Here is a 15,322-nt window from a genome sequence, read left to right as displayed (position 1 = left end):
AGTCCTCCCCGCTTTATAAAAGTGCCCCTGGAGAGACTCGAACTCTCGCCACCAGCTTCGGAGGCTGGTGCTCTATCCACTGAGCTACAGAGGCATAATACCCAATTTTACCTTAAGCTATGTTTTTCCTCAAGGAAGCCGTTTGGCGTTAGCTTCAGCTTTTGGTTTAAAGAAAGGTTTTATCATGACAGGCATAACAAGAGTAGTCAAAATACTGACAGCTACCGCAATGCCGAAAAGGTCACGGGTGATAGCCCCGGCAATAAGCCCCGCCCCGGCTACGATAAGTCCCACCTCACCTCTGGGTACCATACCTACGCCTACTATCATGGCACCGTTATGGCTGGTCTTGCCCACGAACCGGGCAGGGAAGTAACAGCCTACAATCTTGCCGATAATGGCCAGTACCACTATAACCAGTGCCGGTACAATAACAGCCCAGACTTCCCTCAAGTCTACCTGCATACCAAGGTAAGCGAAGAAGAACGGGGCGATAAAAAGCATTATAGGGCGGGTCTGGTGGAGTATTTCCTCTTTTTCCATTGTGGAAGCAAACATAAGCCCGGCTACATAGGCACCAACCACCGGGTGCAAATCTACCAGAGTGACCAGATAGGAAACTATCAAACCCACAATCAAAGCCATAACCGGCATAGTGCCGGAAGATTTGAACGGGGTAAGTATATATTTGGATATATATTTGTGACCATATACGCCCAGCAAAAGTATACCCAGCCAGACGGCAAAACCAATAACACCGGTGGTTACGGCACTAAGTGCATTTACACTGCCACTTTGAGCCATGGAAATAACCACAGACAGGATAACCAGACCGATAATATCATCTACCACCGCAGCTACCAGAATGATAGTGCCTTCACGGGAACTGAGTTTGCCCATATCCATCAGGATACGCACCGTAATGCCAATGCTGGTAGCAGTCAATATGGCACCGATAAAGAGCCAGCCGGCCATATGCAAGTCAGGGAAAAAGTACATGGCGCTAAACACACCCAAAGCAAATGGAACAACCACCCCGCCTATGGCCACCATAGCACCGGTAAAGCTGTTTTTTATAAACGAAGTAACGTTGGTTTCTAACCCTGCCACAAACAGCAGCACTACTACCGCTATCTGCGAAATAATTTCCATGGGAGCAAATCCGCTCAGATGTTCACCATTCTGGCTAAACACACCATCAATAAGGGCAAAGTTCATAATAACCGGGTCATTGGCAAAGAGGAATTGACCCAGCAGAAAGGGCGAAATAATAATACCGGCTAAGAGTTCGCCAATAACCGCCGGTTGCTTAAGAAAACGCTCGGCAATAGCTCCGCCCAAACGGGCAACAAGCAAAATAAGACCGAAAGAAAGTATGAATTTAAAATATATTTCTGTTTCCATACCCGCCACTTAAGAATAATTTGACCTATTCTAGCAAAAAAACTGCCGATAATCTAATTTGCTAATTGGTACGGCAAGCTACCCGCGGGAAAATATATTTTGAAACAATAAATTATCCTGTATATACATCTACAAACTTTAATTCTGCCCTGCCGGGATAAATTCTTTCCCCTGCCGAAAATATGCATAGTTATGTAAACCTATCTGAATTTTAAGGAATAAACCTCCGCATACATGCAGATATTTACCAGATGAAACTGCCTTTTTAGACTGGGCAAAGCCATTGGTATTTGTACAATATGCCGTACCTTCCAAAGATACTACCAGACAAATTTGAATTCAGGGCAGGTTTCATTATATTATTACTCCTGCAGGCTTGGATACACTCTTGATTGGCTTTTAATTTTGCTTGTATTCAAGTAAAATATAGCCTCTGGAGAGGTGTCCGAGTGGTTGATGGTGCTGCTCTCGAAAAGCGGTCTCCGTGAAAGCGGAGCGTGGGTTCGAATCCCACCCTCTCCGCCATAGGGCTTAATAAAAGAATACTTACAGATAAGATACGGAGAGGTGCTGGAGTGGTCTATCAGGCACGCCTGGAAAGCGTGTGTCGCCGCAAGGTGACCGTGGGTTCGAATCCCACCTTCTCCGCCATTAAATTTGAACGCTAAAGCCCTCAAATTATGAGGGCTATTTTTTTGCCATTCAGCCAGAATATCCCTTCCATATAAGGTTTTGGTTGTCTGCATATTGTGCCTGTGCTAGAATTCCAAAAGAACAAGATGCAAAACCAAGATAACAACTACGCCATAGGTTTCAGTTATATAAACGGGGTCGGCCGGGTACGCCTGAACCTGCTGGATAACTATTTCGGCAATCTGGAAAATGCCTGGCATGCCGGCAAAGAAGCTCTGATATCAGCCGGACTTGATAACACTCTGGCCGAAAATATTGTGGCTCACCGTCCTAAAATAGACCTCTCTAAAACCCTTGAAACCCTGAAACGGCATGATATACAGACATATGCCCACACGGATAAAGATTATCCTGCCAGCTTAAGGCAAATACATGATTATCCGCCCCTTATTTTTGTAAAAGGACAGCTTTTACCAGCAGACGAACTGTGTTTGGGTATAGTAGGTACCCGCCAGCCCACGGTATACGGAAAACTGGTAACCGAAGAACTGGCGGAGTCTCTGGCACGGGCCGGTCTGACCATAGTCTCAGGTCTGGCTAGAGGCATAGATACTGTTGCCCATACCGCAGCCCTAAAGGCCGGCGGCAGAAGCATTGCGGTTTTTGGTTGCGGGCTGGATATTATTTACCCCTCAGAAAACCATTCACTTGCCCGCCAGATAGCTGAAAACGGAGCGCTTATAAGCGAACATCCGCCCGGAATCCGTCCCCGCCCCGAATTTTTCCCCCGCCGCAACCGTATACTCTCGGGTTTATGCCGCGGCATACTGGTAACCGAGGCTGGAGAAAACAGCGGGGCAGTTATAACCGCAAATTACGCACTTGAACAAAACCGCGAGATTTTTGCCGTTCCGGGGAGTATACTATCACCGTCTTCATTGGGGACTAACCGCCTTATTCAGGAAGGGGCAAAGCTGGTTAGCTCTGTCAAAGACGTACTTGAAGAACTGAATATCAGCCTGTTTTCAGAGGAGAATACTACCGTTGAAATTATACCTGAAAACCAGACTGAAAGCTTGATATTGGGTAAACTTGGCTATGAGCCTGTACATATTGACCAGATTTGCCGTGAGTGCGCTCTGGGTGTAGCCTTGGTCAGTGGCACCCTGGCCATAATGGAACTGAAAGGTCAGGTCCGTTCTACCGGAGGCATGAATTATGTGCGAACCCGGGAAAAGAAGGAAATCTACCAGCTGGAGATGAATTAAGCTGTCATGAAAGAAAAACTTGTTATAGTTGAGTCACCTGCCAAAGCCCGTACTATCAGCAAAATGCTGGGTAAGGACTTTAATATTATGGCCACCATGGGGCATATACGGGATTTGCCTAAAAGTACGCTGGGCGTAGATGTTGAAAACAATTTTACCCCCAAATATGTTTCCCTGAAGGCTAAGGCCAAGGTTATAAAGGAACTTAAGGAAGCAGTCAAGAATTCCAAGGCAATATATCTGGCTACCGACCCTGACCGCGAAGGTGAGGCCATTGCCTGGCATATATCCGAAGTCACCAAAGCCAATCTATCCAACCCTAAACGGGTGGTGTTTCACGAAATTACCAAAGAAGCCATAGACAAGGCTTTCAAAAATACCCGTGAACTGGATATGGATCTGGTAAATGCCCAGCAAGCCCGCCGGGTGCTTGACCGGCTGGTGGGTTACAAACTAAGCCCCCTGCTCTGGCGAAAGGTTCAAAGGGGACTTTCAGCCGGACGGGTACAATCTGTCTCCCTGAAAATAATAGTTGACCGTGAACGGGAAATAGAGAAGTTTGTATCTACTGAATACTGGAACATAGAGGCCTTGCTGAGTAAAAAAGTAAAATCAGCCGCCTTCAAAGCCACTCTGGCCGGTTATGTAACCAAAGGCAAACTGGAAATACATAACGAATCTGAAGCTGACCAAATCAAAAAAGAGCTTGAGGTATCTGACTATCAGGTACTAAAAATAAAAAGAAAATCAAACCTCAGACAATCTCCTGCACCCTTTATTACCAGCACTCTCCAGCAGGAAGCCTGGCGGAAACTCCGTTTTTCAGCCAAGCAAACCATGGTCATAGCCCAGCAACTATATGAAGGCCTGAACGTAGAGGGTGAAGGAGAAGTGGGTCTTATCACCTATATGCGTACTGACTCTACCAATGTAGCCCGAACTGCTGTAGCCGAAACCCGTGATTATATAACTGAAAAATACGGCCCTGCCTACCTGCCCAAACAGGCCAGAGTATTCTCAAGCAAAGTTAAGGGAGCACAGGAAGCTCATGAAGCTATCCGCCCTACCCGCATAAACCGCACACCTGATTTTATCAAGAAGAGTTTGTCGGCAGACCAGTTCAAGCTTTACCAGCTTATCTGGCAACGCATGATAGCCAGCCAGATGAGCCCTGCCGTCTTTGACAATACAACTATAGATATAGAGGCCAAGCACCAGCCATCAAAAACCCGCTATCTGCTTAGGACTACCAGCTCGGTAAATACTTTCCCGGGTTTTACTATTGTGTATATAGAGGGCAAGGACGAGGACGAGGAAAAAGAACAATCCAGCCTGCCCCCCATGGAAGAAGGCGAAGAACTGAAGCTGAAAAGTCTGGATGCCACCCAGCACTTTACCCAACCGCCTCCCCGTTATACCGAAGCTACACTAATCAAGGCGCTGGAACAGAACGGCATCGGACGCCCCAGCACTTATGCTCCCACTATCTCCACCATACAGGAACGGGAATATATTACCAAGCTTAAAGGCAGCCTGAAGCCCAGTGAACTGGGGATGCTGGTAAATGACCTGCTGGTAGAGCATTTCCCTGATATTATCGGCATAGATTTTACCGCCGCCATGGAAGCCGAACTGGATAAAATAGCTACCGAAAAACTGGATTGGGTGCCCATTATACGGCGTTTCTACGAACCATTTATAAAAGAAATAGAAGCCGCCAGTGAAAAAATTGAGAAAATTAAGCCACCTGAAGAAGAACTGGACGAACTTTGCCCTGAATGTAATGCCAAACTGGTCATCAAACGGGGACGCTTCGGCAAATTTATTGCCTGCTCACGTTATTCCAAGGAAGATGACGGCTGCCGTTACACCCGCTCATACCAGATAAAAACAGGTGCCAAATGCCCCGACTGCAATTCGGATATAGTTGAGAAATACAGCAAAAAGGGCAAGATATTTTACGGCTGTGCCGGTTACCCGAACTGCAAATTTGTATCTTTCTACAAGCCCTTGACCAAACCTTGCCCGGAATGCGGCGCGCTTATGACCAAGAGCGGCCAGAACTGGGCAAAATGCACCAAGTGCGGTAAACGCAAAAAACTTGAAGATGAAAGCTAAATGCAGGAGAATTTTAACAAATACCTTGAATATCTATCGGTAGAAAAAAACGTTTCACCTTATACCCTTAGAAACTACCGCACAGATTTAATTGGTTTTGTTAATTACCTGATTGAAAAAAAAGTAAGCTCTTTTGACAGGGTTGACCGCTATATCCTGAGGGATTACATGTCCAGCCTGATAGCCAAAGGAATTGTAAAGGGCAGTATTGCCCGTAAACTTTCGGCAGTACGTTCATTTTACCGTTATCTTATGCGGGAAGGCCTTATTCAAAAAAACCCCACCTTAAATGCCTCCAGCCCCCGTCTGGACAAACGCCTGCCGGAGTTTCTGACCGTAACCGAGGTTAACAAACTTCTGCGGGTGCCAGATTCGTCCACCCCCCAAGGACTACGTGACAAAGCTTTTATGGAACTCCTTTACGCCAGCGGCCTGCGTGTCAGCGAGCTGGTTAAACTGGATATAGAAAATATGGATCTGCACAGCCACCAGATACGTGTTTGGGGTAAAGGGTCTAAAGAACGCGTAGTTCTAGCGGGCTTACCTGCCATCCAGTCCATTCAAAACTATCTCAATCTAGGCAGACCTTTGCTAAAAGGCAAGCGGAATACCCCGGCCTTATTCCTGAACCCAACCGGCGGCAGACTGAGCGCCCGCAGTTTTCAGGAAAGGCTGGATAAACTGGCCAAACAGGCAGGCATTGAAAAACACGTCCATCCGCATATGCTGCGCCACACTTTTGCTACTCACCTGCTGGACGGAGGAGCAGACCTTCGGGTGGTACAGGAACTTCTGGGGCACTCTAATCTTTCCACTACCCAGATATATACCCATGTTACCAAAAGCCAAGCCCGTAAAGTCTACATGTCCAGTCATCCGCTGGCCAGACCACAGAATAATATCGCCGGGAGGGAAGACGAATGAGCCAGTCAAACGGACAAAGACTTGCACTCCTAAGAAAACTTATGGCCGAAAATGAACTGGATGGATTGCTTGTATCCAAACCCGAAAACCAGTATTACCTGTCCGGTTTTTCCGGCGGCGAAGGCCACCTGTTTATTACCCCGACCCAGTCTTTTATTGCGGTAGATTTCCGCTATTATGAGCAGGCTGAAAATGAGTCTCCTGATTATACTTTATGTAAAGTTATAAACGGAAGGTCACTCTGGTTGCCCGAACTGTTAAGCTCCGAAAGTATCCGCCGTCTGGGTTTTGAATCTTCCTTTATTACTTTTGAACAATACAGCAAACTAAAAAACACACTCAGCGAAAGCGGTTTAAATGTCTTGCTTGTGGAAACCGCAGATTTAGCAGGAAAACTGCGAAAGATAAAATCCGAAAATGAAATAGACTGCATCAAACAGGCCTCCGCTATTGGAGATGCCGCTTTCTCCGCACTACCCTCCCTGCTGACACCGGGGATGACCGAAAGGGAACTGGCTTGGGAACTTGAGAAATTTATGAAAAGCCACGGCAGCCAATCCATGCCGTTTGAGGTGATTGCCGCAACCGGGGCAAACTCTGCCCTGCCTCACGCTCAAACCCGCCCTGAAGCTGTGGCTGACGGACAACCCCTGCTGATGGATTATGGGGCAAAGGTCAGCTGGTACGCCAGTGACATGACCAGAACTGTCCTGCCGGGAAAACCGAATAGCCAATTTAAGAAAATATATGATATAGTTCTGGCCGCCCAGCAAAAGGCCATAGACCAAATCCACTCCGGAATGACCGGACAAGAGGCTGATGCTATTGCCCGGGAGGTTATCGAAAAAGCCGGGTACGGGGCAAATTTCGGACACAGCCTTGGGCATGGAGTGGGGCTGGAGGTCCACGAGGAACCGCACCTGAGTCCCAGAAGTACAGATATACTTGAAAACGGTATGGTTTTCAGTATTGAGCCGGGCATTTATCTGCCGGGATGGGGCGGTATCCGCATAGAAGATACCTGTATGCTTAAAAATGGTAAAATAGAGTTGCTTTCAAAATCAGATAAACAAAACCCGTATATTTAGAAGAGAAAGGTTTATATGGCCACTGGAAACGAATTAAAAAAGAGTTGTATCATCCAACAGGAAAACGGTCTATTCCAAGTAATAGATATCCAACATGTAAAAATGAAGCACACCGCCTTGCTACGTCTGAAACTGAAAGATATACGGGACGGGCACACTATGGAACAAACCTTTCAATCAGATGAAAAGTTCAATCTGGTAAATCTGGAATACCGCCATATGCAATTTTTATATAATGATGAAAACGTCTACCACTTCATGGATGAAAAAACCTTTGAGCAGATAGCTCTGAATAAAGCCGTACTGGGTGATGCCGTTAACTACCTGCTTGAAAACGGCAGTGTCAGGGTAATGACCTTTCAGGAAGATGCTATAGGTGTTGAACTACCGGCATCCGTCAATCTGAGGATAGCCCATACCGAACCGGGTTTTAAAGGCGATACCGCCGCCACCACTACCAAACCGGCTACTCTGGAAACAGGGCTTGTTGTACAGGTGCCGTTATTTATAAATACCAAAGACTTAATCAGGGTAGACACCCGTAGCGGCCAATATCTGGGAAAGGCAACCACTTAACAATGTTAAAAGCTGATTTACACGTCCATACAAATTATTCTATGGACTCAAATACCCAACCAAAAGACCTGATAAGCAAATGCGTTGAAAAAGGCATCAACTGCATTTCTTTGTGTGACCATGGCACGGCCGAAGGGGCCTTGATGCTGGCCAAGGAAAGCCCCATAAAAATAATAATCTCAGAGGAAGTGCTGACCCCCCACGGAGAGATTATGGGCATGTTTCTTAAAGAAAGCATACCCAGCGGCATATCAGTAGACGAATGTGTATCCCGCATAAAAGCACAGGGTGCTCTGGTATGCATTCCCCACCCTTATGACGGGCTAAGGGGTTCGGCGCTGATAGATACGGAGCTGGAAAGACTGGCTTCCGAGGGGAAAATAGACGTGCTGGAGGTATTTAATTCCCGCACCCTGCTTAACGGAAGCCTTAAAAAAGCTCGCAAGCTGGCCAAACAGTATGACCTGCCCATGAGTGCCGGCACGGATTCCCATACTTTGCCTGAAATAGGCACTACCTACATAACCATGCCTGATTTCAATACCCCCAAGGAATTCATAGCCGCCCTCCGGCAGGGACGGATAACCGGCCGCCAGAACCGCATGGTTCGGATACGGGCACTCATACGCAAACTTTCCAAATATATCAAACCGGAGAAATAAGCATGTTTGAACTGGGCTGGTTTTCAACTGCCAGAGGCAAAGGATCCCGCTCCCTTTTGACTGCAGTGCTGGACAGCATCCAAAAGGGAGAGCTTAAGGCAAGGATAAGTTTTGTCTTTTGCAGCCGCGAACCCGGTGAATCAGCCGAGACAGACGCTTTTTTTGAACTGGTAAAAAACTACAAGATACCGCTGGTTACCTTTTCCTACCAGAAATATAAAACACGGGTAAACGGTAATGATGAAATACCCGGCAGCATCCTACCGCAGTGGAGACTGGACTATGACCGCGAGGTCATAAACCGCCTCAAGGAATATAACCCTCAGTTATGCGTACTGGCTGGCTACATGCTGATAATGGGACCGGAAATGTGTAGCCGTTATAACATTATAAATCTGCACCCAGCCACTCCATGGGGACCCAAAGGCACTTGGAAAGAGGTTATCTGGGAGCTTATGCAGCAAAAAGCCGCCGAAACCGGGGCTATGATACATCTGGTAACACCTGAACTGGACAGGGGACCAGTGGTAAGTTACTGCCGTTTCCCAATCCAGACAGATTCCTTCAAGCCTCTCTGGGATAGTATTGCAAAGCGGACGGTAAATGATATTAAAACCGCCGAGGGTGAAGACAACTCCCTTTTCAAAGCTATCCGCCACCAGGGAACTATCCGCGAACTGCCGCTTATAGTCCGCAGTATAAAGGCCATAAGCGAAGGGCGAGTAAATATCCGCAAGGGTCAGGTAACTGATAACTGCGGACAAACTATACCGGGTTATGACCTGAGCGCCGAGATTGACCACCTAAATCCAAGGGAGAGAATGACATGACTACTTGTAGTCTTGAGGCTATCGGCTTGGGGGCGGTGCATGTAGATCATATATATACTGTGGAGCAAATACTCCATGACGGCGAATGTGTAGTCACCGAATCTGCCTCATTCCCCGGCGGTTCAGGTGCAAATACTATACATGGGTTATCCCGGCTGGGATTAAAATGCGGCTTCATAGGAGCAGTGGGGAATGACTCTGACGGCAACCTGTTGATTAAAGACTTTGAAAACGCAGGTATAGATAACCAGTACCTGATGGTAACGGACGAAGCCCAAACGGGCTCAGTGGTTTCACTAAGTGAATCTTCCGGGCGCCGCTCAACATATGTAAATCCCGGTGCCAACAATTACCTTAACCTTTCTGATATCAATCTGGAGTACTTAAGCCAAGCCAAGCTGGTTCATATGTCAACTTTCTTCAGCCAGAATGAATTTGCCCTTTGCCATGAAATAGCGGAACGGCTGGCACCGGATGTACTTTTCAGCTTTTCACCCGGAGCCCTCTTTGCCGCCCAGGGGCTGAAAAGGCTTGCTCCCATTCTTTCACGCACAAATGCCCTTTTCACCAACCAACTGGATATAGAGAAAATGACCCAAAAGAATTATCAGCGGGCTACGGATATGTGTATCCGCAGCGGATGTGAACATGTGGTAGTTACTCTGGGAGAGAGCCGCCGTTTTCAACGAAAAGGCAAAATAACCCTCCAGACCTATATACGGGACAAAGACCACGAGTGCCATATGGAGTCAACCGTCAGCCTCAGGAAAGATATCCGTACCGTAGTGGATACAATAGGTGCGGCAGATGCCTTTACCACCGGTTTCCTTTTCGGGCTTATGGGGGATAAACCCATTGAAGAGTGCGGCTTGCTGGGGGATATTTCTGCCCGTTTCTGCATAAGCAAGCTGGGTGCCCGTTCAGGTTTGCCCAATCTGGAAGGACTAAAAGAACGCTTCGGCATGCACTATTTTACTAACTGATTTCTTACCGCTTGAAGAATAAAAACGCCCCTCTTGCGAAGGGCGTTTTGTCTTTAGATGTAAAACCACCAACTGTTAAATTATTTGTTTTCAGGTTTCTGCAAAATTTCGTCTATTAAACCGTATTCCACCGCCTGCTGGGCACTCAGATAATAGTCACGGTCACTATCGTGGACTATTTTCTCCATGGTCTGGCCGGTATGTTTTACCAGAATATTCCGCAAAATATCCTGCTGGCGCATAATCTCGCGGGCGGCAATTTCAATATCCGAAGCCTGTCCCTGAGCGCCACCCATAGCCTGATGCATATGAATGGTAGCATTAGGCAAAGCATAGCGTTTGCCTTTAGCACCGGCACACAGGAGTACTGTTGCCATGGAAGCAGCTACGCCTACGCAAATGGTGGATACCTTGGGGCGAATAAGCTGCATGGTATCGTACATGGCAAGACCGGCAGATATTACCCCGCCGGGGCTGTGTATATATAGACTGATATCCTTGTCCGGGTCTTCCCTGTCAAGAAACAGTAACTGGGCAATAACCAGATTGGCTACCTGATCGTTTATTTGCGAACCCAGAAAGATAATTCTTTCCTTCAGCAATAGAGAATAAATGTCAAAGGCACGTTCTCCTCTGGCACTGCTCTCAATAACCATAGGTACTACGTTTTCAGGGCTTATCATTTATCTGCCTCCTCTGTTTTTTCATCTTCATCAGCTTTAGGTTCGACAGCCTCAAGAGCTGGCTGAAGGGCTATTTCATCTATAAAAGCCATAGTTTTACGGGCAGTCAGAAGCTGAATAAGACGGTCTCTGGTTTCCGATTGATTGTAAAGGGCTTTTTCTTCTTCTTTTTTATCACCGGCATCTGTAATCAGTTTTTCAATTTCAGCATCTACTTCTTCATCATTGGGTACCAGATTTTCGGTGGTGGCCAGTTTACCCAGCACCAGCGAAGATGCTACCCGTTGTTCCGCCAGAGGGCGATACCGCTGCTGCATATCCTCCGGTGTCATTTGGGAAAGCATAGCCCGGAATTCTTCGGGGCTTTTTACATTACTCTGCAGACGTTGCAGCTGCTGTTCAATTATCTGGTCCAGCTCTGCTTCCACCATAACTTCCGGATAATCTATTTTACTCATTTTTATCAGGGCTTCAACAATCTGGTCTTCAAACTTGGCCTGAGCCTTGTCATCCTGTCTGTCCTGCATATTTTCCCGAATACGCTGGCGAAGCTCAGACAGAGTATTAAACTCAGGGTTTAATTCGTGGGCAAATGCATCATTTAGTTCAGGCAGTTTTTCTTCTTTAATTTCACGGACAGTTACCTTAAAAGCGGCTGTTTTACCGGCCAGTTCAGCCCGTGCATGGTCTTCGGGGAAAACTATTGAAAATTCTTTGGGTTCACCCGCAACCATATCTACCAGGCAGTCGCCAAAACCGGGAGCAGGATAAATGGCCTCTTCCCGAACTGAATACTGCATATCCTCACGGTTCAGATAGGGTTCGCCATTAAGGGTGCTTTCAACCTGCATAAGTAGCATGTCACCCATTTTGACAGGACGTTCCGCTGTTTCCCAAGTAGCTCGCTGATGGAGTACCTGATCTACTACCGTATCAATATTTTCTTCGGCAATCTCTACCGTCTCTTTAGCAGCTCTTATGGTTTTATAATCACCCAGCTCCACTACCGGAGGCAGTGGTATGCGAGCAGAAAAAACAAAGGGGTCGGTGGTAACCATAGCTACCTTGGGAGTGGCAAAGGGTTTTATCTCCTCGTCTTGTATAGCCTTCTGGCAGGCTTCCGGCACAATATCATCTACCAGTTCGTCCAGCATTTTTTCGCGGCTGACATATTTTTCAAACACATCTCTGGGGGCTTTACCTTTGCGAAAGCCCGGAATTTCCACCTTTTTCACCAGACGGCGGTATGTTTTGGAAAGACCTTCTTCAACCTCGGTTGAATCCATCTCTACCGTTATGCTGGCCTGACAGCCCTCTATCTTTTTATCTGTTACTTTCATGGCACCTCAATCCAAAAAACTATTCTTTTTCCGCTTGAATACGGATATGTAAATCCCTTATTTGCTTGTCATCTACTACTGACGGAGCTCCAAAAAGCAAGTCCTGAGCGGCCTGATTTTTGGGGAAGGATATAACCTCACGTATTGAAGTTTCCCCTGCCAACAGCATTACAAAACGGTCTATACCCGGTGCAACACCGCCATGAGGGGGTGCGCCAAACTCAAAGGCCTCCAACAGGTGGCCAAAGCGTTCATCTATCTGCTCATCATTATACCCCAGCAGATGGAATACTTTCCTCTGCAGGTCTGCCTGATGGATTCTGATACTGCCGCCAGCAATCTCATATCCATTGCAGACTACATCGTAAGCCCGGCTGCCTACCCTGCCGGGGTCTGTATCCATAAGCGGCATGTCAGACTCAAGTGGGGCAGTAAAGGGATGATGAACCGAATCCCAGCGTTTGCCTTCCTCATCCCACTGGAAGAGGGGGAAATCTACTACAAAAGCAAAGCTGAGTTCATTTTTATCACATAAATTCAGTTTTACTGCCAGCTGGTTTCGCATTTCACCCAGTACGGTGTTCACCATCTTGCGGGCACCAGCCACAATCAATATAAGGTCACCCGGCTTAGCACCGGAACGTTCGGCGATGGTCTTTATTTCTTCCAGCGCCAGATACTTGGCGGCTACGGATTTAACCATTTCCATGGTCAAGTCTTTAAGCTCTCCGTTTTCCACACCCAGTGAAATAGGTACCAGCCCGGCCGCACCGTATTTCTTGGCCAGATTTATAAGTTCTTCATGCTGGCTCTTGTTATAACCACCACAACCGGGGGCGGAAATAGCTTTGATAGCCCCACCCTGAGCAGCCACATTTTTGAAGACGCCAAAGGCCGAAGATGCACCTATATCGGTAATATCTGCCAGTTCCATACCAAAGCGAAGGTCAGGCTTGTCACAGCCGTATTTCTCCATAGCATCAGCAAAGCTGATACGGGGAAACTTTTTATTGTATTTCATATCAGGGCGGACACTGGCTACCAACCCGGTAAACAGGTCTTCCATCAACTTCATCATATCTTCTTCGTCAACGAAGCTCATCTCCATATCCAGCTGGGTAAACTCAGGCTGGCGGTCAGCCCTCAGGTCTTCGTCACGGAAACAGCGGGCAACTTGATAGTATTTTTCCATACCCGCCACCATCAGCAGCTGCTTTAACTGCTGGGGGGACTGGGGCAGGGCAAAAAACTTGCCGGGAAACAGGCGTGAGGGCACCAGATAGTCACGCGCACCCTCAGGTGTGCTTTTAATAAGGATGGGGGTTTCAATTTCTATAAAACCCTGATCGTTTAAAAACTCCCGCATGAAGCGGACAGCTTTGTGGCGGATAATAAGATTATTTTTCATGCCCTGACGGCGAATATCCAAATAGCGGTATTTGAGCCTCAGGCTCTCATCCACTTCTACTTCTTCATTAATATAAAAAGGAGGAGTTTTGGCGGCATTTAAGATTTTGGCATTGACGGCTACCACTTCCACCATACCGGAAGGCATGCGGTTATTTTCTGTACCGGCCGGGCGGTGACTGACAACGCCTTTTACCTGCAGAACATATTCACTCCGCAGCTCTTTGCCAATATCCAGACAGGCGGCGGACTGTTCCGGGTTAAATACCACCTGAACAATGCCTTCCCTGTCACGCAGGTCAATAAATATAACCCCGCCATGGTCACGGCGGCGGTGTACCCAACCGGCCAGAGTAACTTCAGTGCCAACATTTTCCTGAGTTAAGGCACAGCTATGAGTTTTAAGCATGCGCACCTTCTAAATTTAGTCAAGACAATTAGAGAAGATTATATCCTATACATGGTGTTTGTTCAAACGCTGAAAGCTATATTTTTTCATATTCGCCCAGCAAAAAATTTACCTCATCCAGCAGGCACTTTATAGCCGATTCACCGAAAGCACCTGCCTCTATATCCAGTATTACCCGGCTATCCTTGCGTTCAGACCCCATCACGTACACACTGGCACAGGCGGGGGAACCGTTTTTTGACTGGCTGAAAGCCATAGTCCCTTTGAAAATAAAATCAGACGAAGAATCCATTACGGAGTAATTGTCACTGTTGGAACTGACCAAATGCCCGCCCTGTTTGGTTATCAGGTCTTTCAAGGTATCAAAAAGAAGCTCAGGTTTTATCCGGCTGTATGTCTTGCGGTACTCCATGTAGCCCTTCCTCCTTTAAAAACTCGGCAAAACGGGTAACGATATTTTTATCCCGTACCAGAGCAAACTCTATGCCGTACTGATGCTTCAAACGGTAAGGCACACAGCAACAGCGGCAACAATTGCATATGGAATAAAAATGCTCCTTGCAATGTACTAGGGTAGTCATCAGCCCTGCCTGCTGGCAGGTGGTAATAACCGCCATTGCCTCAACACGGCTGACCGGTTTGAAATTTTCAAGTGTGTCACGGTAGACGTGTCTCCCCGCCCCTATTATTATCTCCGCCATAATCGGGGCATCACAGTTTTTAAAAACCTCCCGGCAGCTGCAAGGCCCGAGATAAATATTTTCAGACATATCCAGTATATCTTTAGCTTCAGCCAAATTAAGTAAATACCCGCCGTGCTGTTTTCGAGCATAATGGTTGGCATATTTCTTTACCAGCGCACCGATAAGCGGCCAGCGGCCAAGGGAAGCTAGACGCATATAGTTCTTCAGAAATGACTTCTGACGTTTGCCGTAAAAGGGCAATAGTTCGTGCATATATTCATTATACCAGAAGAAACCGAAAAAACTCTGACCGA

14 protein-coding genes and 3 tRNA genes are annotated in these 15,322 nt (G+C 47.1%); 10 read left to right on the top strand and 7 right to left on the bottom strand.

The window, feature by feature from the left end; all coding sequences use genetic code 11:
* Nucleotides 1–22 precede the first annotated feature (22 nt).
* Nucleotides 23–94 (bottom strand) — tRNA-Arg (locus X794_RS02755).
* Nucleotides 95–129: 35 nt separating this feature from the next.
* The gene (locus X794_RS02750) at nucleotides 130–1,404 is read right to left on the bottom strand and encodes a cation:proton antiporter (RefSeq protein ID WP_011928999.1); all 1,275 of its coding nucleotides are present in this window, start codon (nucleotides 1,402–1,404) and stop codon (nucleotides 130–132) included.
* A 435-nt stretch (nucleotides 1,405–1,839) separates the two neighbouring features.
* On the opposite strand from X794_RS02750, the gene X794_RS02745 reads away from it, so the two are divergent.
* The 10 genes from X794_RS02745 (at nucleotide 1,840) to X794_RS02700 (ending at nucleotide 10,486) form a co-directional block, all read left to right on the top strand.
* Nucleotides 1,840–1,929, top strand: a tRNA-Ser gene (locus X794_RS02745).
* 36 nt (nucleotides 1,930–1,965) lie between these two features.
* A tRNA-Ser gene (locus X794_RS02740) sits at nucleotides 1,966–2,055 on the top strand.
* 128 nt (nucleotides 2,056–2,183) lie between these two features.
* On the top strand, nucleotides 2,184–3,305 hold the full coding sequence (gene dprA, locus X794_RS02735; RefSeq protein ID WP_012984283.1) for a DNA-processing protein DprA: 1,122 nt from the start codon (nucleotides 2,184–2,186) through the stop codon (nucleotides 3,303–3,305).
* A gap of 6 nt (nucleotides 3,306–3,311) precedes the next feature.
* Nucleotides 3,312–5,423 (top strand): type I DNA topoisomerase, encoded by a 2,112-nt coding sequence (topA, locus tag X794_RS02730; RefSeq protein WP_011309190.1) that lies wholly within the window; start codon nucleotides 3,312–3,314, stop codon nucleotides 5,421–5,423.
* Nucleotides 5,424–6,347, top strand: a complete 924-nt coding sequence (xerC, locus tag X794_RS02725; RefSeq protein ID WP_011309189.1) for a tyrosine recombinase XerC — start codon at nucleotides 5,424–5,426, stop codon at nucleotides 6,345–6,347.
* Nucleotides 6,344–7,435, top strand: coding sequence for a M24 family metallopeptidase (locus X794_RS02720; RefSeq protein WP_034376583.1), 1,092 nt, complete (start codon nucleotides 6,344–6,346; stop codon nucleotides 7,433–7,435). The genes xerC and X794_RS02720 overlap by 4 nt, the downstream gene beginning before the upstream one ends.
* 15 nt (nucleotides 7,436–7,450) lie before the next feature.
* Complete coding sequence (gene efp, locus X794_RS02715) at nucleotides 7,451–8,011, top strand: elongation factor P (protein ID WP_034376585.1); 561 nt, start codon at nucleotides 7,451–7,453, stop codon at nucleotides 8,009–8,011.
* Nucleotides 8,012–8,013: 2 nt separating this feature from the next.
* A complete protein-coding gene (locus X794_RS02710) occupies nucleotides 8,014–8,673 on the top strand; it encodes a PHP-associated domain-containing protein (RefSeq protein ID WP_034376588.1) in 660 nt (219 codons plus the stop codon).
* A 2-nt stretch (nucleotides 8,674–8,675) separates the two neighbouring features.
* A complete protein-coding gene (gene purN, locus X794_RS02705) occupies nucleotides 8,676–9,503 on the top strand; it encodes a phosphoribosylglycinamide formyltransferase (RefSeq protein ID WP_034376592.1) in 828 nt (275 codons plus the stop codon).
* Nucleotides 9,500–10,486 carry a carbohydrate kinase family protein gene (locus X794_RS02700; RefSeq protein WP_011309184.1) on the top strand — a complete coding sequence of 329 codons (987 nt, stop codon included), beginning with the start codon at nucleotides 9,500–9,502 and terminating at the stop codon, nucleotides 10,484–10,486. The genes purN and X794_RS02700 overlap by 4 nt, the downstream gene beginning before the upstream one ends.
* 80 nt (nucleotides 10,487–10,566) lie before the next feature.
* On the opposite strand, the gene X794_RS02695 is transcribed toward X794_RS02700, so the two are convergent.
* From X794_RS02695 to X794_RS02675, 5 genes are all read right to left on the bottom strand, one after another.
* Entirely contained in the window at nucleotides 10,567–11,169 is a 603-nt protein-coding gene (locus X794_RS02695; RefSeq protein ID WP_011309183.1) for an ATP-dependent Clp protease proteolytic subunit, read from the bottom strand.
* Complete coding sequence (tig, locus tag X794_RS02690) at nucleotides 11,166–12,509, bottom strand: trigger factor (RefSeq protein WP_034376595.1); 1,344 nt, start codon at nucleotides 12,507–12,509, stop codon at nucleotides 11,166–11,168. The genes X794_RS02695 and tig overlap by 4 nt, the downstream gene beginning before the upstream one ends.
* Before the next feature lie 19 nt (nucleotides 12,510–12,528).
* Nucleotides 12,529–14,325 carry an aspartate--tRNA ligase gene (aspS, locus tag X794_RS02685; RefSeq protein WP_034376597.1) on the bottom strand — a complete coding sequence of 599 codons (1,797 nt, stop codon included), beginning with the start codon at nucleotides 14,323–14,325 and terminating at the stop codon, nucleotides 12,529–12,531.
* 76 nt (nucleotides 14,326–14,401) lie between these two features.
* The gene (locus X794_RS02680; RefSeq protein ID WP_012984280.1) at nucleotides 14,402–14,737 is read right to left on the bottom strand and encodes a hypothetical protein; all 336 of its coding nucleotides are present in this window, start codon (nucleotides 14,735–14,737) and stop codon (nucleotides 14,402–14,404) included.
* Entirely contained in the window at nucleotides 14,700–15,281 is a 582-nt protein-coding gene (locus X794_RS02675; protein WP_015407022.1) for a hypothetical protein, read from the bottom strand. The genes X794_RS02680 and X794_RS02675 overlap by 38 nt, the downstream gene beginning before the upstream one ends.
* Between the last annotated feature and the right edge of the window lie 41 nt (nucleotides 15,282–15,322).

It is taken from the genome of Dehalococcoides mccartyi CG5 (assembly GCF_000830885.1).
Taxonomy (GTDB): domain Bacteria; phylum Chloroflexota; class Dehalococcoidia; order Dehalococcoidales; family Dehalococcoidaceae; genus Dehalococcoides; species Dehalococcoides mccartyi_B.
Note: the sequence above shows the minus strand (reverse complement) of the source record. Positions and strands in the feature narration are given on the sequence as shown.